The sequence below is a fragment of the Paenibacillus sp. EKM212P genome, assembly GCF_011066115.1.
GTDB classification, from domain to species: Bacteria; Bacillota; Bacilli; order Paenibacillales; family Paenibacillaceae; genus Paenibacillus; species Paenibacillus polymyxa_B.
The window spans coordinates 733,231-754,627 of the sequence record NZ_JAAMNR010000001.1 but is presented as its reverse complement, the minus strand read 5'-3'; the positions used below and the strand labels follow the sequence as shown (position 1 = coordinate 754,627).

19 protein-coding genes are annotated in these 21,397 nt (G+C 42.0%); 13 read left to right on the top strand and 6 right to left on the bottom strand.

Going from position 1 to position 21,397, the window contains the following annotated elements; all coding sequences use genetic code 11:
• Window positions 1–126: 126 nt before the first annotated feature.
• Entirely contained in the window at window positions 127–1,569 is a 1,443-nt protein-coding gene (locus G9G54_RS03540) for a SpoVR family protein (RefSeq protein WP_165176101.1), read from the bottom strand.
• Complete coding sequence (gene yhbH / locus G9G54_RS03535) at window positions 1,566–2,732, bottom strand: sporulation protein YhbH (RefSeq protein WP_025723949.1); 1,167 nt, start codon at window positions 2,730–2,732, stop codon at window positions 1,566–1,568. Before yhbH ends, G9G54_RS03540 begins: the two co-directional genes overlap by 4 nt.
• Before the next feature lie 164 nt (window positions 2,733–2,896).
• Here yhbH and G9G54_RS03530 point away from each other — a divergent pair, with 164 nt between their 5' ends.
• The 5 genes from G9G54_RS03530 to G9G54_RS03510 all read left to right on the top strand — a co-directional run bounded on the left by G9G54_RS03530 (window position 2,897) and on the right by G9G54_RS03510 (window position 7,206).
• On the top strand, window positions 2,897–3,619 hold the full coding sequence (locus G9G54_RS03530) for a response regulator transcription factor (protein ID WP_165176099.1): 723 nt from the start codon (window positions 2,897–2,899) through the stop codon (window positions 3,617–3,619).
• 29 nt (window positions 3,620–3,648) lie between these two features.
• Window positions 3,649–4,686, top strand: coding sequence for a sensor histidine kinase (locus G9G54_RS03525; RefSeq protein ID WP_238807691.1), 1,038 nt, complete (start codon window positions 3,649–3,651; stop codon window positions 4,684–4,686).
• 143 nt (window positions 4,687–4,829) lie between these two features.
• Entirely contained in the window at window positions 4,830–5,753 is a 924-nt protein-coding gene (locus tag G9G54_RS03520; RefSeq protein WP_165176096.1) for an ABC transporter ATP-binding protein, read from the top strand.
• Window positions 5,750–6,457, top strand: coding sequence for an ABC transporter permease (locus G9G54_RS03515; RefSeq protein WP_165176095.1), 708 nt, complete (start codon window positions 5,750–5,752; stop codon window positions 6,455–6,457). Before G9G54_RS03520 ends, G9G54_RS03515 begins: the two co-directional genes overlap by 4 nt.
• A gap of 14 nt (window positions 6,458–6,471) precedes the next feature.
• Window positions 6,472–7,206 carry an ABC transporter permease gene (locus tag G9G54_RS03510; protein WP_013309463.1) on the top strand — a complete coding sequence of 245 codons (735 nt, stop codon included), beginning with the start codon at window positions 6,472–6,474 and terminating at the stop codon, window positions 7,204–7,206.
• Here G9G54_RS03510 and G9G54_RS03505 read toward each other — a convergent pair whose 3' ends face one another.
• Window positions 7,207–8,568, bottom strand: a complete 1,362-nt coding sequence (locus tag G9G54_RS03505; RefSeq protein WP_165176093.1) for a lanthionine synthetase C family protein — start codon at window positions 8,566–8,568, stop codon at window positions 7,207–7,209.
• Between the two features lie 198 nt (window positions 8,569–8,766).
• Between G9G54_RS03505 and G9G54_RS03500 the strand changes: the two genes are divergently transcribed.
• The 5 genes from G9G54_RS03500 to G9G54_RS03480 all read left to right on the top strand — a co-directional run bounded on the left by G9G54_RS03500 (window position 8,767) and on the right by G9G54_RS03480 (window position 16,103).
• Window positions 8,767–8,919, top strand: a complete 153-nt coding sequence (locus G9G54_RS03500) for an FDLD family class I lanthipeptide (protein ID WP_103048208.1) — start codon at window positions 8,767–8,769, stop codon at window positions 8,917–8,919.
• Window positions 8,920–8,974: 55 nt separating this feature from the next.
• The gene (locus tag G9G54_RS03495; RefSeq protein ID WP_238807689.1) at window positions 8,975–10,258 is read left to right on the top strand and encodes a lanthionine synthetase C family protein; all 1,284 of its coding nucleotides are present in this window, start codon (window positions 8,975–8,977) and stop codon (window positions 10,256–10,258) included.
• Between the two features lie 50 nt (window positions 10,259–10,308).
• On the top strand, window positions 10,309–10,986 hold the full coding sequence (locus tag G9G54_RS03490; RefSeq protein ID WP_165176091.1) for a winged helix-turn-helix domain-containing protein: 678 nt from the start codon (window positions 10,309–10,311) through the stop codon (window positions 10,984–10,986).
• Complete coding sequence (locus G9G54_RS03485) at window positions 10,961–14,215, top strand: lantibiotic dehydratase (protein ID WP_165176089.1); 3,255 nt, start codon at window positions 10,961–10,963, stop codon at window positions 14,213–14,215. The genes G9G54_RS03490 and G9G54_RS03485 overlap by 26 nt, the downstream gene beginning before the upstream one ends.
• Before the next feature lie 193 nt (window positions 14,216–14,408).
• Window positions 14,409–16,103: an ABC transporter ATP-binding protein gene (locus tag G9G54_RS03480; protein WP_238807688.1), complete on the top strand. Its 1,695-nt coding sequence runs from the start codon at window positions 14,409–14,411 to the stop codon at window positions 16,101–16,103.
• Between the two features lie 44 nt (window positions 16,104–16,147).
• Here the strand turns inward: G9G54_RS03480 and G9G54_RS03475 are convergent, their stop codons facing one another.
• Together G9G54_RS03475 and G9G54_RS03470 are read right to left on the bottom strand one after the other, a co-directional pair.
• Window positions 16,148–16,471, bottom strand: coding sequence for an AzlD domain-containing protein (locus G9G54_RS03475; protein ID WP_165176085.1), 324 nt, complete (start codon window positions 16,469–16,471; stop codon window positions 16,148–16,150).
• On the bottom strand, window positions 16,468–17,193 hold the full coding sequence (locus G9G54_RS03470; protein WP_165176083.1) for an AzlC family ABC transporter permease: 726 nt from the start codon (window positions 17,191–17,193) through the stop codon (window positions 16,468–16,470). Before G9G54_RS03470 ends, G9G54_RS03475 begins: the two co-directional genes overlap by 4 nt.
• 519 nt (window positions 17,194–17,712) lie before the next feature.
• On the opposite strand from G9G54_RS03470, the gene G9G54_RS03465 reads away from it, so the two are divergent.
• Window positions 17,713–18,681, top strand: coding sequence for a LacI family DNA-binding transcriptional regulator (locus G9G54_RS03465; protein ID WP_061831444.1), 969 nt, complete (start codon window positions 17,713–17,715; stop codon window positions 18,679–18,681).
• A gap of 220 nt (window positions 18,682–18,901) precedes the next feature.
• On the opposite strand, the gene rpoN is transcribed toward G9G54_RS03465, so the two are convergent.
• Window positions 18,902–20,284, bottom strand: a complete 1,383-nt coding sequence (gene rpoN / locus G9G54_RS03460) for an RNA polymerase factor sigma-54 (protein WP_165176081.1) — start codon at window positions 20,282–20,284, stop codon at window positions 18,902–18,904.
• A 274-nt stretch (window positions 20,285–20,558) separates the two neighbouring features.
• Between rpoN and G9G54_RS03455 the strand changes: the two genes are divergently transcribed.
• Window positions 20,559–21,092 (top strand): HAD family hydrolase, encoded by a 534-nt coding sequence (locus G9G54_RS03455; protein WP_202983869.1) that lies wholly within the window; start codon window positions 20,559–20,561, stop codon window positions 21,090–21,092.
• Window positions 21,026–21,376 (top strand): HAD-IIB family hydrolase, encoded by a 351-nt coding sequence (locus G9G54_RS25965; RefSeq protein WP_202983868.1) that lies wholly within the window; start codon window positions 21,026–21,028, stop codon window positions 21,374–21,376. Before G9G54_RS03455 ends, G9G54_RS25965 begins: the two co-directional genes overlap by 67 nt.
• Window positions 21,377–21,397: the final 21 nt, after the last annotated feature.

Genomic DNA, 21,397 nt, shown 5'->3' with positions numbered 1-21,397 from the left:
ACGTCCATCCAGTCCGTAAGAAATGGTGATAGCTTAGAACTGTTATTAAGTAAGTAGTAAAAAAGGTGCATATCCGTTTTTTGGATTGCACCTTTTTAAATTAGGATGGCTATTGATTTTATATATCTATACAAACTTGCGATGATGTTTTTTACCGTCATATGAGAATAAGGCGAGCTTACCCTCAATCATGGTTTCCAAATGAACGGCGCGCCCCCACAGCTGATATACATACGGAAGTGTGCGCTCCATATATTTTAAATCCAGCTCAATGCCTTCGTACTGGTGCTTGAGCTTCAACTCGCCCGTATGCAGGTAATCTCCATCCTCGACGACGATATAAGGGGAGCCTCCATTCACACGTGAAAACACAAGCTGATCCCGTATGTTTTCCCAGGATTTATCGGTAATTTTCCAATCGGGTCCCCGTTTCTCAAACACGTACAGATCCAAATCCTCTGTCAGTTTCTTGGTCATGTAATTGCGTATAAAAGAGGTGTCCGAGTCGAATTCTCGCACCTCGAACATTTTAGCGCGACCCTCGCCTGGTTTGCGTCCTTGTCGCTCTTGTTCCTCACGGGTTGGGTTATCCCATCGTTTTTCAATATCCTCAAATATTTTCAGCCCCAAATAGTACGGGTTTAGGCTTTGCTTGGAAGGCTGTACGACAGAAGCGTTCAGCATCGCAAATTCAACGGTTTCCTCCCCGGTCAAATCCAGTTCCCTTACAATCCGCTGGTGCCAATAGGAGGCCCAGCCTTCATTCATGATTTTGGTCTCCATTTGGGGCCAGAAATACAGCATTTCGTCCCGTAGCATCGTCATAATATCCCGCTGCCAGTCCTCCAGCACCTCCGAGAATTCCTGAATAAACCAGACGATATCTTTTTCAGGTTCCGGTGGGAACTTGCGTACCTTGATGCCCTCGGTCTCGGCGGGATCATGCTGCTTCACTGTGTCCAGTGACCACAGATCATCGTAAGGCCCAGGGGGACGGTGGCGTTTTCCGGGTTCTTTCTGTTCCCGAATTTTGAGCTCCATGTAGCGCTGCTTATCCAGATGCCTTGGTTTGATGATCTGTGGATCCACATGCTCTTGTATCGCCAATACAGAGTCAATGAAGGATTCCACAGCCTTTGAACCGTATTCCATTTCATAGCTGTTGATTCGATCTGCTGTGGCCGACATACTCTCCACCATATTGCGATTAGAAGCTGAAAAGCGGGCGTTGTGTTTGAAAAAATCACAGTGTGCCAGCACATGGGCGACAATTAGTTTATTCTGCACCAAAGAATTTCCTTCCAGCAGGAAGGCATAGCAGGGATTGGAGTTAATGACCAGCTCATAGATTTTGCTCAATCCAAAATCGTACTGCATTTTCATCTTGTGAAACGTTTTTCCAAAACTCCAGTGGCTGAAGCGCGTGGGCATACCATAGGCTCCGAACGTATATACAATATCCGCCGGACAAATCTCATACCGCATCGGGTAGTAGTCGAGCCCGAATCCATCTGCAATCTCCATAATTTCTGATATCGCATATTCTAGCTCCTTCTGGTCGGTGCTCATCCCACCGTTCCCCCTTCCCGTTTGCGAAAAAAGGTACGTAAGGCTTGGTATACCTCACCTTTTTCCTTGATGACATAGTACATAAACTGATCCTTTTTAATATTCTTGTAGGCTGACATCAGCGTGCTGCTGCGATTATATTGATTCACTTCTCCATAGCCGAACATATTGCTTCGCTTTATAAGTTCCTCGATTAGCTTCACACACCGCTCATTGTCCGAGGTCAGGTTATCGCCATCCGAGAAATGGAAGGGATATATATTGTAGCTGGAAGGAGGATATCGTTTGTCGATAATCTCTAGTGCTTTCAGATAAGCCGAAGAGCAGATCGTGCCGCCACTTTCTCCGCGGGTAAAAAATTCTTCCTCCGTAACCTCTTTAGCCTCGGTATGATGCGCGAGAAAGACAATTTCCACCTTTTCATACTGACGGCGCAAAAAGCGGGTCATCCAGAAAAAGAAGCTGCGAGCGCAATATTTTTCAAAAGAGCCCATCGAGCCTGATGTGTCCATCATGGCTATAATCACCGCGTTAGATTGGGGAATGGTCTTCTCTTCCCATGTTTTGTAGCGAAGATCGTCCGGACTAATATGATGAATGCCCGGTTTCCCCTCACGGGCGTTGCGGCGCAGATTTTCGAGAATGGTTCGTTTCTTGTCAATGTTCGCTTGCATGCCTTTTTTACGTATATCATTGAACACGATAGATTCAACCTCAATTTGATCCTTATCTTTTTGCTGTAAATTCGGTAATTCCATTTCCTCGAACAGCATATCTTCCAGTTCTTCTATGCTGACTTCCGTTTCCATAATATCGTGTCCCGGCTGGTCGCCGGCTTTCTCACCTTTACCAGGCTTCTGGGAGGCAGGATCACGTCCGATGACATCCCCCACCTGACTATCTCCATCCCCTTGGCCTACATGCTTTTGCTTTTGATAGTTATAAATGAAGCGATATTCATCCAGACTGCGAATCGGCACTTTAATAATCTGTTGACCGTCCGACATAATAATATTTTCTTCCGTTATCAGATCGGGCAGATTTTGCTTAATGACATCTTTGACCTTCTGCTGATGACGTTGCTGGTCCTGGTACCCTTTGCGATGCAGCGACCAATCTTCGCGGGATACGACGAATGAATATGGCTGGCGTGGTTCCGGCATTATTAGGCACCCCCCAAGTGGATACACGGCACAGTTTGGCCTTGTTGGTTATTAAGTATATTCACGGGGATGAACGATATGTGATGGAACTCGATTTAAATTCTGCCCGTTTGCTTTTATAATGAAAGTAAAAAATGTAAAAAAAGAATGGAGAACCTTGGGTTATGGAAGAAATTGCAGTACTTATAGTAGACGATGAGCAGGGACTGCGGGATATGCTGACAACGGTGTTAAAAAAAGAAGGGTTCCTTCAAGTCAAGCATGCTGCAACAGGTCGGGAAGCGCTGCAAGTCGTGATGGAATCGCATGTGGATGTGATTGTACTTGATGTTATGCTGCCTGATAACGATGGGTTTGAGGTATGTCGCCAAATGCGCCTATATACGGATGCCCCTATTCTTTTTTTGACGGCAAGGGATACAGACCTAGACAAATTAATGGGGTTTGGTATCGGAGGGGATGACTATATTACCAAACCGTTTAACCCACTGGAAGTCGTTGCCCGTATGAAGGCTCGAATGAAATATCGGAAAGTTTCGACAGTGGCCATGAAACCGACCTTACGAACTTTAGATTTTGGATATTTCCGACTGGAACTGGAATCCGGTGTGTTGTTTGTGGAGGACAAGCAGGTCGAGTGTCCGGCACGTGAATGGCTACTGCTGGTATTTTTGTGCAAGCATCCTAATCGTATTTTCAGTGTACGGCAGCTTTACGAGGCGATATGGAGCGAGGCCTACTTGGGTGATGAGAAGACTGTAGTGATTCATATCTCCCGTTTGCGGAAAAAAATTGAACCTGATCCCAAGCACCCCCAATTTTTAATCAATGTAAGAGGACTTGGTTATAAAATGATGATGTCAGTCAAGATGGAGGAGCAAGAATGAACTCTCTGGTTAAGATGTCCTTTCGTTTTATGAAAGTAACGTTATGCTTTGTACTGGCCTATGTCCTATGTTTTGTTATTTGCACGATCTTATATATTTTTATAAAAAGTATATTTGGAGCATCTCAAAATATAAATATTGATCTATTCTGGACAGGACTTGGTATCGTGCAGAGTGTTGTGTTCATAGCTGCCTACGGATGGTATATAGGCAAACCTTTGGTGTATGTAATTAAATGGATTGGAAATATTGCGACGGGGGAATTCCAAGCGCCGCTAAGTGAACTGGAACTGCCGGAGGGCAAAAAGAATCAGAAAAATAGTTATAAACCTCCGTATCAATTGTATAAAGAAGTTTTTGAACAAATGAGCATCTTATCGGCACAATTGCGCAGCAATGAGGAAGAGAGAGTGGAAATAGAGAAACGAAAGCAGCAGTGGGTAGTAGGTGTAAGCCATGATCTCAAAACACCATTATCTTATATTGAGGGATATGCGGCCATGCTAACTGCTCAAGAGTATGACTGGTCTGATGAAGAAAGAAGAAGCTTTAGTATGAGTATCAGTGAGAAAGTGACTGAAATGAAGCAGTTGATTCAGGATTTGAATGCTTCTATGCAGCTTAAGGAAAGTCCATTGCCAATCCAATTGGAGAAGGAGGACATTGTGGAGTTTCTCCGTAGTGCGGTCATAGATATTGCTAACCATCCTTCGGCCGAGCAATACGAATTTTCTTTTACGTCCATGGAGGCGGCTTGTATTATGTCCTTCGATAGCAAGTTATTAGGCAGAGCGCTGCAGAATTTTTTGATTAACGCAATCATTCATAATCCTCCAGGTACACACGTTTCCATGGAAGTAAACAAAGCGAACGATAAGCTTCTTATTTCTATCGAAGATGACGGAATAGGAATGAATTCTAATGAGTTCATGCAGGTATCTCACTCCCAAGGGCATGGAATACCTATTGCCAAAAGCTTTATTGAAGCGCATAACGGAACACTTCATATCCTTCCAGGCAGTAAAGCGGGTACAAGGATGGAGATTTCACTGCCGCTAAACATCTAACTTTTTAACATCTAATCTCACATTTTGCAGTTTGCTCGATTTTTTTGCCTGTTGTTTAGGGACTGTTTACCTGATGTTTACTTTACTTCAGTAAACTGTATGTAACTAAGCTTCAGCATTAGAAGTCGAGAGGAGATCAGGAAATGTCTGAATATGTAATACATACACAGCAGCTAACTAGGCGTTTTGGAAAACGGGAATTTGTAAAACGAATAAATCTCCAGGTACCCGGACAGCAGATTTATGGATTCTTAGGACCTAATGGGGCGGGTAAAACAACCACGATTCGTATGCTGCTTGGGCTGATTAAATCCACCTCCGGAGAAATTGAGATTTTCGGGAAAAAGCTAAAGGATCAGCGTATGGAAATATTGAAGGATGTTGGCTCCTTGGTTGAATCACCTGCCTATTATGCCCATTTATCTGCATATCGAAATTTGGAAATCGTCACAACCATGCGTGGACTTCCGACCCGAAGAATTCATGAAGTGCTGGATTTAGTGAGATTAAGCAAGGATGCGTATCGTCCGGTAAAGGGATATTCCTTGGGGATGCGACAAAGACTGGGGATTGCTATGGCGCTTATTGCGAACCCCAAATTATTGATACTTGATGAACCGACGAATGGTTTGGACCCGTCTGGTATTCAGGAAATTCGGGAGTTAATTATGAGCCTTCCTGGCGCTTACGGAATGACGGTACTGGTTTCGAGCCATTTATTAAGCGAAATTGAGCAGATTGCAACCTATGTAGGAATTATTAATCAGGGTGAAATGATTTTCCAGGGAACGATGAAGGAACTCACCGCCAAAAGCAAGCCTCAATTATTCATTGAAACCCCAGATCCTGTTCTGGCTGCCGGTGCACTGATTCAGTATGGATGGACGGCCGGAGCTGAATCGATTGAACAAAATGAGGTCGTGACTCCTATTGTAGATCGGCAACAATCTTCGGAGATGATCAAGGTGCTTGTGGAACACAATCATCCCATTTATCGGGTCACAGAGAAGAAAAAAACCTTGGAGGAGATATTCCTGGAACTGACAGGTAAGGAGCGAAGCTTATGATACTCCGGGTTATAAAGGCAGAGGGTTTTAAGCTGAAGAAAATATGCTGGTGGATTCCTCTTATACAGGGGTGTGTACTTACAGGCATGACTGCCGTGGAATGGTATCTTTACTTTCGGCAAGGACCAGGAGGTGTCTATGCTGGTTTTGCCGTTATGTTTATGTTCCTTTCGTTTGTGATGCTGCTTGGCGGTACACTTTTGGCGAGCATTATGGCCGGTACAGAGCATGATACTCAAACATGGAAGCAGCTTATGGCCATGCCTGTTCCCAGAAGCTATATCTATTTATCCAAAATCGTATGGATCGTGATTCTGCAGTTGGGTACTGCCTTGATCACTGTAGCAGGTATGAGCCTCATCTGGGTGTTATATACAAGCGAACCCATTCCTTGGCGGATCATGCTGTTACAGCCGATTAATGCAAGCTTGGCTACCCTACCAGTACTTGCAATTCAACTTTGGCTGTCTACGCTTTTCACTAATCAGGCATTCCCATTAGCGTTTGGTATATTCGGTTCTATTGCAAGCTTGTTTTTGGCACGCACAAGTATTCTGTGGATTAAAATATTGCCTTGGTCGTACCCTGCATTATCAAGTCCTCTGATGAAGGAACACATGATTTGGGTGATCGTTGCTTTAAGTGCAGGAGTCATCTTTACGGGACTTGGTACACTACAGTTTACCAAGCATGAATTCAAATAGAGAGGAAAAGATACATGGGCTCTATTTTACGCGTGGAGACAATAAAGCTTCAATGGATCATGGTTTGGATTCTCATTATATTGGATGCGATCATAAATTCTTTAATGGGAGTCCTGGAACTGAATGATTTGAAGCAGTTTTTTTCACCCAGTTGGTTAACTTTATATACTTATTCAGCGCAATTTCACTCTATGTTTTTTTATCCGCTCTATTGTGGAATTATTGCTTCTCTTTTGTGTGCGTACGAGCACCGGGATGGAGGATGGAAGATTTTATTGAGCAGCCCGTATCCTCGTCAGCAAATTTATTATGCAAAATATATATTGCTCATTCTCATACTGGGTCTGGATCAGCTTATATTTATAGTAGGCTATTTTGTAAGTGGAAATATAGCAGGTGCTCCAGGAGAGATCCCTTGGTCTGTCGTTCTTTCTACCGGTTTGGGAGGGTGGCTCGGGATTTTTCCCCTGGCAGCACTACAGCTTATGCTCTCGATAAAAATTCGGAATTTTGGAGCTTCTCTGGGAATGTCCATTTGTTGTGTGGTTCCTAATATTGTCATAACAGGCTTTCACTCTTCCATAGGTGCGTGGTTTCCTTTTACGATTCCTTATTATATTATGATGCCGCAAACAGCGACTTATGCACCCAGAGTTGAGCCTTATAGTCTCGGACTGATTGTCATTTTTACGTTTTTAGCCTATCTGTATGGTGGAAGAAAGATGTTTGTGAATAGGGACTGGTTGTAGTTAGGATAGCATGAGGATGTAATCCCAACCGATCTCTTTGTTCTCAGAAACACTTAATAAAGCAGCTGCAATCCCAGCAACGCCTTCAAGCATGCCCGCTTTTGTCAGCCAAGTTAAAGAGCCATCTGACCTTGGCTCGGGGTCCAGATATCCAAGTGGGCTATCCATTTGAAAGCGATCAAGCAGACAATTCGTTAACTGTTGAATAAGCGGGAGAAACGCAGGCTCTTTACTATGACACCACATTCGCCAAGAGATGGTAAGTAATCCGGCAAGACCGTGACAGAGTGCAGAAGAGTCCATTTCCCGCTTAGCTATCTCATAGGAGATTGCACCGACACAAGCTTTCACAGCCAATTTTTGCAGTTCCTCATTATGGAGAGCCTTTCCGGCAAGAAATAGGGTACAGGCAATGCCGGGGGTACCGTAACACCATGCTTCTCTTGCTCGTTCCAAATCAAACCGTAGAGAGCCTGTTTCAGCTTCGAATGGAACAATATGAGGCCAGTAGCTACCATATTCATCTTCATATTTATACTTAAGCAACCATTCCGCAATGGTTTCAATCGCTTGATATTGGCCTTTTACTTCAATTCCAGCACTGTAAGCTACAGATAATAAAGCCAACGGTCCAGGAATACCGTGTGCCATTCCACAATTAAAATTGCCCAGAGGATAGTTACGTTTATCCCGGTCTAAAAATTGAAACTTTTGCGGAGAGTACCAGCCTGGGACATAATGATTGTGAATATGTATGGGATGTGTAAGATCGGTGAGAAATCGAAGAATAGGCTCAACGAGAGGAGTACAGATAGGATTGTTTGTGTTCATCAAAATATATCTTCCAATCCCGGATGCTCCTGAAATCGTATCAAAGGCTTGCATGGGCATACCTTCGCACAGACTTAATTGTTCTGTATTTAACTGAAGCCATTGTTCTGTCTGAGGAATCATCCATTGATGGATTTGCTGTAAAAAATTGCTGTAGTTTTCTCCATGATTAGAAGCCTCTCTTACGGAAGAAGCGATGCCTGCCCAGCCACTGTAAAGAGAGAGATCGTTAAGACCATTTTTAGCAAGCGAGGATTGGATCTGAGCCATGTTCAAATGTATGGCTTTATTCCAATCATACGAAGGGTCTGTAGCACGCCATTGCGATAGTAAATGAATGTTACCAGGATAACCATGCGAAAGTGAAGTTTCTCCCCATGGGTGGTACTTTGTTTCTGGCGAAACATTGTGTTCCGCATGGACTGCTGCATAGACGGATTCGGGCTCGCATAGACGTAAAGCAATTTTTTTACTAATATCTCTTGCACGAACTTGGTCGGATTGTTGTATAACAAAACTATTAATTTTCATATGAAAGCCTCCATTATTTTTTTCTTCATTATATTGTCACTAAAATCTAGTGTGTTGTCCTTAAAAATACTAAAAAATAATGAAGGTTTATCTTAAATGTACTCGTTGAAATTAAGACAAATGTAAGAATTATATAAAGTCTAGTTAAGATTATATAACTTACAATAAAATTGTAAAAAATAAAAAGGAGGTAACAAGATGAAAAATCAATTTGATCTGGACTTGCAAGTAGCCAAAAATGAGGTTGCTCCAAAAGGGGTTCAACCAGCCAGTGGTCTTATCTGTACTCCTTCATGTGCAACAGGTACTTTGAATTGTCAAGTTAGTCTTACCTTCTGCAAAACGTGTTAATAACGAAAATACATGGAAAAAAGGCACGGTTTCTATAACCGTGTCTTTTCCAGTTATGAAAATGAGGGAAGGATTTATGGTTGAAGATTTGAAGGGGAGATCAGTTGAAATCAGTAAGTATATAGCACAAAAGCTAATAGACCTATCATATACAGAAAAGATAGTTAATCATACAAACAACCTTTCACCTTCACGTGGAAAGTCCCCTTGGAATCCTGGCTCGCTTGCCGATGGAATTCCGGGTGTGTTTGTGCTGTTGTCCGAATGGGGTTACCTGGAGCCTGATCAAAATTGGGCAGAGCATGTGCATAGTCAGTTACGGTACTTAGATGCTAACTCTCTATTATTATTGCCTCGTATTTCTCTTTATTATGGAACAACAGGAGTAGCTTATGGCATATTATTAGCTTCCAATAACAGAGCTAATTATAACAATTTAATCTCTCAGCTTAATAAGTATATTGAAGTAAAGTGGGGGGATTTACCTGGAATTGGCACAACTACAGAGTTCAGTAGGCAAATGGATATCATCAATGGACTGCTTGGAGTGGGCAGATACACTTTGGAGGTTGCTGAAGACAAGACGATGTGTGATCTGTCTCGTCAACTATTAGACACCATTACGCACTTTATACCTGAATATATATATTTGTCGTCAAGGGAAGATTCGGCTTCAATCTATCTAGGTTTGGCGCATGGTATCACCGGAGTACTTGCACTACTTGTCACTGCCCTACAAAAAAAGATCAAAGTTGAAGGACTACATGAGGCTATAAAACATATAGCCGATTTTTTGCTTATTCAAATTCAGGAGGATCAATATGGCTGGTATTGGCCTGTAAACTCTCAAGCGTGTTCAATGAACAAGAGAGAGAAAAAAGTAGGGATGAGAGAAATTGAAGGCTGGTGTCATGGAACCTTTGGAATAGCTTGGACATTATTCAGAGCAGGAATTGAGTGCAGTAATGGAGAATGGAAAAAGATAGCGGAAAAAACTATCAAATCCATATTTTGCTTAGATGATGAGCTACTAAACGCGCTATCCCCTACTTTCTGTCACGGGTTGGCCGGTTTGCTTCATATGGCTCATAGATTCTATAGCTTAACCGGTAATATAGCAGCCCTAAACTTTGCCGATCAGATAGCTTTAAAGTTAGTAAATTTATACGATGAAGAGTTCCCATTTGGATACCGGGATTTGGAGGGGACAACTCATGTTCATAATGTAGGAATACTGCAAGGAGCAACAGGGATTGCGTTAAGTTTGCTGGACTATGGAATTGGGAAAGAACATCCTAAATATTCAGGGAGATGGAGTGAATTGTTTCTAATTTCTTAAGGGCGCTCTACCTTATTGCTTATCTGAAGCATTGGTTTTGGGGGGATTAGATGAAACAAAAATTTATGGTTATATCATCTTTTAGGAAGATTAAGCATTTTTTTGAGACTTTAAGCACTCCAGAAAACATTCGAATCATGTTTTATGATTCGCTTTACCAGGCTCTACCGGAGATTGATGAGCAGTGTATCGGTATAGCTTTGAATCAGGATCATTTAACGCTAGAGGACTTGTCTTACTGGCACAGCATTAAAGAAAAATTTACGGTTCCATTTATCTTTCTTTCCTATCATAGTGATGACCAACGGCAATTGGATCTCCTCCAACAACTGTTTTCAATGGCTTCATCTGCATGTGGAGTGGAAAGAGAACAGCAGGCTATTAGTTTATCACCCAATGTCATTTTTGATCCTGCTGGAAAGGTTATTTGGAAGCAAGGGCATGAGCATATGCTGACTATGATGGAATTCCGATTATTAATGTATCTTCTAACTGCAAAAGAGTGTGCTTCTACGATTGATCACATTATAGACAGAGTCTGGGGAGTGGATGCTTTTACTACGTCTAATACGGTGTATGTGCACATCCGAAAATTGAGAGAGAAAATAGAAGATGATCCAAGTCATCCAAAAATTCTGGTAACATGTCATGGAATCGGTTACAAGTTGAATATATTTCCTAAAAACTTGGAGGTGGTCAGTTGTGAAGAGACAACTGCATTACACTGATGCGCATAAACTACATAATGAAGTGAGAGATCGGGATGAAAGATGGTTTAGTGCATGTGATTTTTTTCTAATCAGAGCTCCATTACTACCGCTAGACCGATATTTTCAGGTGTTTTCGGATCAAGATGGGGACAGCCAGCTTACTTTGGAGGAAATAACTCGTCGATTAAAGTTGATATCCCAAGAAGCTGTTGTTCAAGAAGCCATATCATTAGCCTCTCCGTCCCTAATGCAGTTTTTACATTACTTAAATGCTGGCCATGCTTTGGATAATAAAGGAGAGCTACAAAAGTATGAGAAGACGCTGAACAGCTTTTATCGGTATTTTGTTCGGATGACTACCCGAACGACTCCATTTGGGTTGTTTTCAGGAGTGGGGCAGGGGATTTGCGGGAAGACTACCGATCTGGATATTGGTAGCTATCCTAAGCATCTGAAGAGAGCCAGACCCGACATGGAATGGATATATAAACTGATTCAAAAAATAGAAGCTGATCCGGCCATATTTAATCAACTAAAGGTCTTCCTAAACAAAACGGTTATGATCAAAGGAAATCGAGCCAAATTACCATTCCGACCTAAGCATGGAGCAGCAGAAGCTGATGATTCGGCAGAAATTTTTAATTCCATTCGGTTTACTGACGTTGTTCGAATGACGTTTGAAGCTGCTGAACATCCAATTCGAGTGATGGAACTCAAAGAAATACTATTAAAGGCATTCCCTGACGCTACTTTGGAAATCATAGCTGATTATTTGCAGCAACTAGTAGAGCAAGAGTTTATTTTGAGCGAGCTTAGACCTCCGTTAATGGATCATTCACCCTTCCATTACATATTCGAAAAAATTAAAAAACTGGACATTTCTGATCCTTGGATTCACATTTTACACGAAATTGATGCTTTATTACTTCAATATAATCAATGCACGATTGGAGAAGGAGAGAAGGTCTACCGGAAATTATGTGACAAAATGCTGGATATCATTTCTGTAAAAACACCTGTACAAGTTGATGTTAAATTGGATAAAGAAGTAACGCTGCCGAAACATGTGCTTGATGAGGTTTCATTAGGGGCTGAAGTCATGTGCAAATTGTATGCATCCCCCAAAACGGATGAATTGGCTGAATATTTGAATCGTTTCTTGGAAAAGTACGGTGTGTATCAGGAGGTTCCTATTCATGAACTTTTTGATGAGGATTGGGGTCTGGGTATACCGGAAATGTATCGTTCAAATGAAAAAAAATCAATGGGCATGGAGGCATTTAAACGCAACGCTGTTCTCTTTCAATGGGTTTCGAATGCCATTTCTAATCATGAAATAGAACTCGTCCTTACAGATGAACAGTTGGAGCAACTGATGATTTCTGATAACTACGGCACTTCCCCAGAATCAATGGAGATCTATTACAGTATATTTGCTGATTCTCCTGAAAAAGTTGATTCTGGAGACTATTCGCTTTTACTTGGAGCCAGTGCTGGCTCGAATAGAGCGGGTAAAACCTTTGGACGTTTTCTGGATATGTTTAGTGAGGAGTTTGTACAAAAATTATCTGAAATATATGATCATCACCGATGCTTTCATCCCGATGCCTTATTGTCAGAGATGGTTTTTATGCCGGAACAGGGGAAAATATCAAATATCTCATTAAGCAAAAATTTAATGGAATATGAGATTGTATCGGGAACCACGTCTTCTAAAGATGAGGACCATACGCTCTGTATTGATGATTTAATGGTGGGTGCTACTCATGATCGTTTTTATGTCAAGTCCAGACGTTTGGGTAAGGAAATAATTCCCTTGCAAACACACATGCTGAATTACAAGCTTTCACCACATATATTCAGATTTCTAACGGATATTACTAATAAAGAGATTGGTACGTGGTCTTATTTTGACTGGGGGCCATTAGAGCAGTCCCCTTTTTTGCCAAGACTAGTATATAAAAAGATCGTTATTAGTGCTGCGCAGTGGAAACTGAGCAAAGCTTCATTGAATATTTCAGAATCATGCGAGTCCAAAGAAGGAGAAGAACTTTTCCAGGTGTGGAGACAACAATGGAATGTACCGCGCTATGTTTACCTAACGATGGGGGATAATCGCCTTTTATTAGACCTATGCAACCTCTTCCATATCAAAGAATTGCTACATGAGGTGAGCAAGACACGTGAAGGACAGGAACTTCTTCTTACCGAGTGTTTGGGTAATCCCTTCCATACCCCATTACAGGGGCCGGCAGGAAGATATATGGGAGAATTTGTGTTTCCACTAAAGAAGAAGAAAATAAAGGTGAAACCGAGTATCCCTAGTTTACAAAACCATGTTGATTCGCAAAAGTTCATTGCTCATACTCCTTCCAGCATTCATAGAGGAATACTTCCAGGAGGCGAGTGGCTATACCTTAAATTGTACGGAGTCAAGGAAAGAGAGACTGACCTGGTAGGCTTAAGCCTAGGGCATCTCTTAAAACAGCCGGGGTTTAAGGATTGGAGTCAAAAATTTTACTTTTTGCGATACGTTGATCCTGAACATCATATCCGTTTACGTTTTCAGGGAGAGCCCGATAAGCTATGGACAGCTGGTTTGGCGCAGTTAAATCAGTGGGCAGCCGAGTTACGTGAAGAGGGGCTAATAACGAATATGGTCATAGATACATACCATCCTGAATTGGAGAGGTATGGAGGACAGACACTTATGGAGCTGGCAGAACAGGTTTTTGACGTGGATAGTCAATGGGTCATCGCCTATATGAAGGGAATTCGCTCTAATGCTTTCAATCTGGACATAGAGATAGCGGCTGTGATTAACATTATTCATTATCTGAGTGGTTTTGGCTTAACAATTCAGGAGCAAGTGAGCTGGCTAGAAGAGAGAATTGATTGCAAGCCTCATATGAAGGCGTTTAGGGATGTCAAAAAAACATTGATTACCGCTGTAGAAGCGAATTATGAATGGATTGGACAAGCAGATTCGGCCACACAGGTTGCTTTCTTAGCACTTGTAGAAAAAAGACAGACTATGATTCAGCAGTATGCTCAAGCGATAAACCTGGCTAAAAATAATCACGAGCTTACCAATCATCCTGATGATATTTTGGGCAGTATCATTCATATGCATTTGAATCGTCTGCTTGGTGTAAATAGGGAGCGAGAAATAAAATGTATGGCTTTAGCTAAGCATACAGTAGCTAACCTGTTGCATAGGAAAGGGGTAAGCTATGTCACAGTCTAATGGACAAACCAATGACCTGATCTCTTTGTCCTATAAAAATATATTTCGTACCTTTCTATTTTGGCCTCGTATATTCAGACTGCTTTGGGACACACATCCTTCCTTTTTGATTGCTATACTCATTACGAATTTGTTGAAGGGTGCAATTCCTGCTGTGATCCTTTTAACCACGAGAGAATTAATCAACAGTGTCGTGGCCGGAGCGTCAGGGGGAAGCTTTCAACCTGTTTTTATAGCTTTTGGCGTCTTAATTGGTGTCAATTTGCTGTACGATCTGATCAATATTGGCGAAAGCTTTTTTCGTAAAATGTTTCAAAGCCGGCTATCAAATCAGGTAAATATCAGAATTATTGAAAAAGCACAAAAGATGTCTTTGCAGTCGTTTGAGGATGCAGATGTGCAAAATATGCTTCAACGTGCTCAGGGAGAGGCAGATTTTAGGCCGTTTGAAATATTTACTCAAATCCTTGCTATTATTAGCAGTGTTGTAACCTTATTTTCGACGGGTGCGATTCTTATCGCATGGAGATGGTGGGCATTCTTATTCATTTTTCTCATTCCATGCTTGTCATTCTATTCTTTTTTACGTATCGGGCAAAGAGAATTTAATGTTCACTTTCAAAGAGCAGGAAGACAACGTGAATCCTGGTATTTGTCGTTTTTGGTGACAAGAGATAATAGTTTTAAAGAAGTGAAAATATTTCAATTGGGAGACTATCTACGAAAAAGATACAAAACGATACTCGAAGGGTTTTATCGCGAGGATAAAGTGCTAGCGGTTCGTAGATCCTATACTTCTCTTGTATTTCAGATTGTAAATCAGGGTGCGTGTGCATTTATTATTTTCATGGCCATACAAGCCACTTATGTTGGTCAAATTTTAGTGGGGAACTTGGTGAGCTTAATTCAGGGTATCACGTTAACTCAGTCAACATCGCAGAGCATTGTACAAGGGATTTTAAGCTTGTGTCAAAATAATTTGTATATCAAGCAGCTATTTGATTTTTTAGATATGCCGGAAGAGGCAAAAATACAAAAAACGGTTCAGCAATTGCCTTTGTCCGCTATTCATAGTATTGAATTCCGGAATGTATCGTTTAGATACCCGAACACGGAGGAGAATGCCATTTCTAATGTTAGCTTCAAGCTTCATCAAGGAGAGAAGCTGGCGATTGTAGGGAGAAATGGATCGGGTAAATCAACGATCGTGAAGTTACTAACTCATTTGTATTCCGATTTTGAAGGAGAAATATTAATTAATGGACATTCTATACATGAATTGGATAAAGACATTTTTAGAGAAAAGATAGGCGTTGTTTTTCAGGATTTTGTACATTATGAGATGGCTGTTAGAGATAATATAGGCTTTGGTCATGTGGCTTCCAGAGAAAATGATGAGGCTATTTGGACAGCTATAGATAAGGCGGGAATTACAGATTTGATAGTCGGCCTGCCTGATAAAATGAATACCTTGCTTGGAAAATGGTTTGAAGATGGACAGCAGCTATCCGGAGGACAGTGGCAGCGTATTGCAATAGCCAGGGCTTTTATGAGAAATGCCGATATATATGTCTTGGATGAACCGAGCTCTTTTTTGGATCCACATGCGGAGAAAGAGGTTTTTCAAAAGTTTGATCAGCTTATTCATGAGAAAATTGGAGTGTTTATATCCCACAGATTGTCCTCCGCACGTATGGCGGATACCATTATTTTAATGGAGGAAGGCAGAATTGTAGAAGCAGGTAGCCATGAACGCTTAATGGATATAGACGGAGTGTATGCAGAAATGTTCAGGCTTCAAGCCTCCTCGTATCTTTCACAACGAGAATGTGACTTTGAGGAAGAAGATCTGTCGCCCTCGTTAGTAAGGACGACAGGTGGATCATAAGAAATGGCAGATGCCCTCCTATTGTAGGAGGGTAATTTTTATCTTCACCACAATAGTCGAACTACAGCCATACTCACAATACCGACAACGACGGTAGCCAGCAGGTTTTTGCTCCACAAGGCGGTCACTAGCGTAGGAAAGACAGCCATAAGCACTTGCCCATTAAGAGTGACTGAGGATTCGGTTCGGACGAGCAAATTCTCCATCACGAGGGCCGTGAATATGCAGATGGGAATATAGGAAAGCCATTGTAGCACTGGCTTGGGTAGCGCCAGCTTTTGCAGCACGACAAAGGGAATGATCCTTGGAATCGCCGTGACAATCATGGCACCGATAATGATATACAGGACATTGGGATTAATGCTCATTTGTCGGTTAACACTCCAATCGTTGCGGTGATCATGGTTGCTACAATGACGGCGATATGTGATGGCACCCACCAGGACAAAAGGTACATCAGAACAGCCATACATAGCACAAGCAGCAGGCGATGCTTGAGTTTGGAGGTCTGGACACTTTGGAGCTGGGAAATAAGCAGGGCAAGGAACATCGCAGGCAAGGCAAAGTCCAGACCAAAAGCCTCCGGCCGGGAAATCCAGTTCCCGAGAACCCCTCCCGCCACACAGGATGCAATCCAAGCGAGATAAGCTGTAATATTAAGCCCGTTCATCCAGCGGTCACTGACCTGCCCACCTTTAGCCAATTTATCCGACGCTACTCCAAAGGATTCGTCCGTCAAAAGAGCGCCGATGCCTATGTTTTTCCACAATGAATATTTAGAAAAGTAAGGAGCCAGCGACGCACTTAACAGCAGATGACGAGCATTCACAATGAATGTCGTTAAAATAATGACGGATGGAGGATTGGATGCAGCCAGCATCGAGCACATAATAAACTGAGAGGCTCCGGCGTATACAAGCGCCGACATGAAGGCAATTTCCATGGTGCTAACCCCTGATGAGGCACCCACAATGCCTGCCGCGAACCCAATACATACATAACCGAGCAATGTAGGAATACAATCTTTAACCCCATGTAAAAAGCTGAGTGAATCGGGCTTCGTTCCGCTCAACTCCGAAGCTATGGACATTTTAACCTTACCCCCAGTGTATAAATTTTATAATAGTATATAACGTAAGTTGTAAAGTATCAATATATTATACGTTTGTACGTTATATTGAATAATGTCTATAGCGAACACACAGGGAGAATGTTTATTTTATTGCTTTTAGAACTTGACCCTATGATCTCTATAGTGAAAAGAAACTTGCAGTCTATTATGCACTACAAGCATCCACGATCTGATTTATGAAGAATTATTCAAACTACCGATGTTATTATGGAAGGACATTTCAGTACAAGGATCGTGCAGAAGTGATTGTAAAAGAAGGACTTCAAAAAGTGGCCATACTAAAACAAGAAGGATAGAGATGAATATGAACAGATGTAGAGGACAAGGACGTATACCTAATGGAATCCGCGCTGGTGCTTCAGCCCGGTAAGGAAGATAAAGAGCTTCAGCGAAAAAAGAGCATCAACAAAATTGAAACGTTTCCATCTTAGTGTTATTATAATTTTCATAAAGAGAGATAGGGGGAGGGAGATGCCGATGCCAAGTATTAAAGATGTAGCTAGCTTAGCTGGCGTAGCTGTAGGAACTGTATCCCGAGTTATTAACAACTCGGGCTCTGTAAAACCAGATACACGCAGAAAAGTGGAGGAAGCTATACAAGAACTGAATTATTTTCCTAATGAAGTCGCTCGAAATTTCAAGATGAGGAAATCCAAGATGGTAGCCTTGCTGCTTCCAAGTATCTGGCATCCTTTTTTTTCTGAACTGGCTTATTACATTGAGGATGAGTTGGATCAGGAAGGCTTTAAGCTCATGTTGTGTAATAGCGGCGGCAAGCCCGAAAAAGAACTGTATTATCTGGATATGCTACGGCAAAACAAAGTGGCTGGTATTGTCGGCATTACTTACAATGATATAGAAAATAGCGTAAGCAATGACATTCCGATTGTAAGTATTGATAGGCACTTCAACAAAAAAATTACTTGTGTGACCTCCGATAATTATGAGGGAGGGCGTCTGGCTTTGAGGGAGCTTGTTAAAGTGGGGGCCCAGAAACCGGCTTTTATGGGAAGCGTCACTTCCATTTTCAGTGAAACCATGAATCGGAGAAAAGGTTTCATTCATGAGGCGCAAACATTGGGAGTCGATTATGTAATCTACGAGAAGCCCGACCCTATAGTGGACGACGATGCCTATTTTAACGAGTTCCTAAATGAGCATCGCGATGTGGACGGCATTTTTGCTATTACCGATATGTTAGCCGCCAACTATATAGAAAGAGCACGCAGGGAGGGCATTCGCGTTCCAGAGGATGTAAAGGTTATCGGCTACGACGGGATTCAGGACCATCCTTATTTTCATCCGATATTGTCTACAATCAGGCAGCCAGTGGAGGAGATGGCACGTATGACAATCAGACTGCTTTATAAGAAAATCGAAGGTGAAACTTTAGATCAGCAAGTGTATCGTCTCCCCGTTGTCTTCAAGCAAGGCGAAACTACATGATTTTATTGTAAAAATATTAGCTCATTCGGTCGATTCATAGTATGGATCTACTAACTGATGTTTTTCTCACAGCAAATTGGAAGCGTTTCAAAAGTGAAAACATCCTAGTTCAAGAAAGGAGGTGTAATGGTGAATTCAAGAACTAGCGAGTCGGATCATTCAGGATCAAGCCAAATCGAAAAATATGGAACCGGATCAAACGCGACTATTCCTTAAACATTCAAACTTCAAACTTTTTTCTTTTGGCAGAAGAAAGATATCTCAGTTCTTCCCGATATTTCGCCACGGTTCTGCGTGATAGATGCAAACCTTCCTTTCCCAGCAGGGTAGTAATAGCCTGATCCGATAACGGTTTTTGCTTGTCCTCATCATCTATCAAATTTTTGATACGCTTTTTTACACTCTCCGATGAAGTAGCATCTCCGTCCGCTGACGTCAAGGAGGAAGTAAAGAAAAATTTGAGCTCGAACAATCCGCGAGGCGTCTGTATAAATTTATTACTGACCGCCCTGCTGACCGTGGATTCGTGTAAGCCCGTCTTATCGGCAATCTCCTTTTGGGTGATTGGTTTGAGGAAATACACGCCATGCTCAAAAAAATCCTGCTGCTTTTCCACAATGGCCTTGGCAACCCGTAGAAGGGTCAGCCGACGTTGCTTCAGGCTATTGATCAGCCATTTTGCCGTATTCATCTTCTCATGGATAAAACGTTTGGTTTCACTATTCGGTAGATCCTGCATCATTTGCCGGTAAAAAGGGTTGATCTCAACCCGCGGCGCACTAATGTCATTAATCAGGACAAGATATTCCCCGTTGGCTTTTTCGACCGTGATATCTGCTATGATGTATTGCTGCTCTTTATGAGCAAATGCTGCGCCCGGGCATGGATTTAGCTTGCGAATTCGATCGGCCATCTGTATAACCTCTTGCCTACCGATTTCAAGAGCATCCGCAATTTTTTGTATCCGATTGTTCGCCAGATCGGCCAGATGGTTGCTTACCATTCTGACTATGCATTCATCATCCATGCCAGCAAGCTGGAGCTGGAGAAGAAGACATTCTTCCAAGCTGTAAGAGGCGATCCCCGGTGGATCAAAACTCTGTATCACCAAGAGCATATCCTCAATTTCGGCTATGGGAACGTCCAACAGTGAGGCGACCGTTGGAACATCAAGTTCTAAATATCCCATTTCGTTCAAATTGCCAATGAGGTACCGTGCCACCATACGCTGTGAATTTGTAAGCCCACATACCAGTCCAAGCTGCCTGTTCAGATGTTCAAACAGGGTATCATTCGGATTGGGGACAAAATCCAGAAATGTAACGGGGTTTGCTCGCTGGACCGATGGATATTTTTCTCCGCCACGATAATGTTCAAGCAGATCTCCTTGATCTTTCTGTGAAAACCGCTCTGCTTCTTCTTTGATACTGCCTATGGACATATTAAACTCCGGCAAATCAATGACTGGATTATTGTTCGCCTGTTCATGCAGAAAGGATATTAAATCAGCCGAAGAATATTGCAAGATCGTGATTGCTTGTCGCAATTCGGGCGTCATAACCAGCTTGAATCCTTGTTCCTGTTGTAATCCATATCGTATCATTGACTTATTAAAACTCCTTTTCCATACATTTCCGGTACGAATTCACAGTCAGTCATTTATGAAAGATCTACTTCTCTAAGCCTATGCAATTCTCCTGCCTAGATGTTAACGTTACCGAGTAATTTTATCTGATAGAAACGATTCATAAACAAGCCAAAGCTTGTCGTAATAAGTAACAGTTATTATGTGTGTTGTATTTTTGGTTATATACACTATCTTTCTTGTATACTCATTCATTGAATAACAAAATACACTGGAGCTGGAGGAATCATTTATGGAAACTTATAAAATTGTCTGCATTGATATTGACGGGACGCTGCTTAACTCGGCGCATCAAATCACGGAAGCAACCAAAGAAACCATTCTCCAGGTTATAAATGATAAGCAGATTCCAGTGGTTCTTGTCTCTGCGCGAATGCCAAAAGCAATTATTCCATTGCAGAATCATCTTGGTATTTCTGAGCCTCTCATATGCTACAGTGGGGCACTTGTTATAGATAAACACGGGAACAAGCTGAACACCCGTTATATAGATAAGAAAATGACACAGTGTTTGCTTGACAGCCTGGCTGCCTATGATCTTCACGTAAGCCTGTATAAGGATGAGTGGTATATTGAGCAATTGGATGCATGGGCGCTTCAAGACGTGACATCACCAATATCGAGCCTCGCATTTATAGTTTTTCTAAGCTTACCAGTGGTTGGAGGGAAGAGACTGATGGAACCAGTAAAATTTTGTGCATGGGTGATCCCGAAGAGATCAGACGCGTCCTTCAAGTATTGCGACCCGTATACGGCGAAGAAGTAAATCTCTACTTATCCAAGCCTACTTATCTGGAAATCATGTCAAAAAAGGCTTCCAAAACGGCAGCCATTCAAATTCTGCTAAAAGAGTACCAACTGAAACAAAGCGATTGTCTGGCTATGGGTGACAACTACAATGATATCGACATGCTGGCCTTTGCGGGACTTGGCATTGCCATGGAAAATGCTCCCCTTGAGGTCAAAGCTGCTGCCAACACCGTTACTCTCTCGAATGACGAGGATGGAGTAGCTCATGCGCTGAAAAACCATATTCTGTTCCCTAAATAAGCGGGTTGGAATAGATTTCCA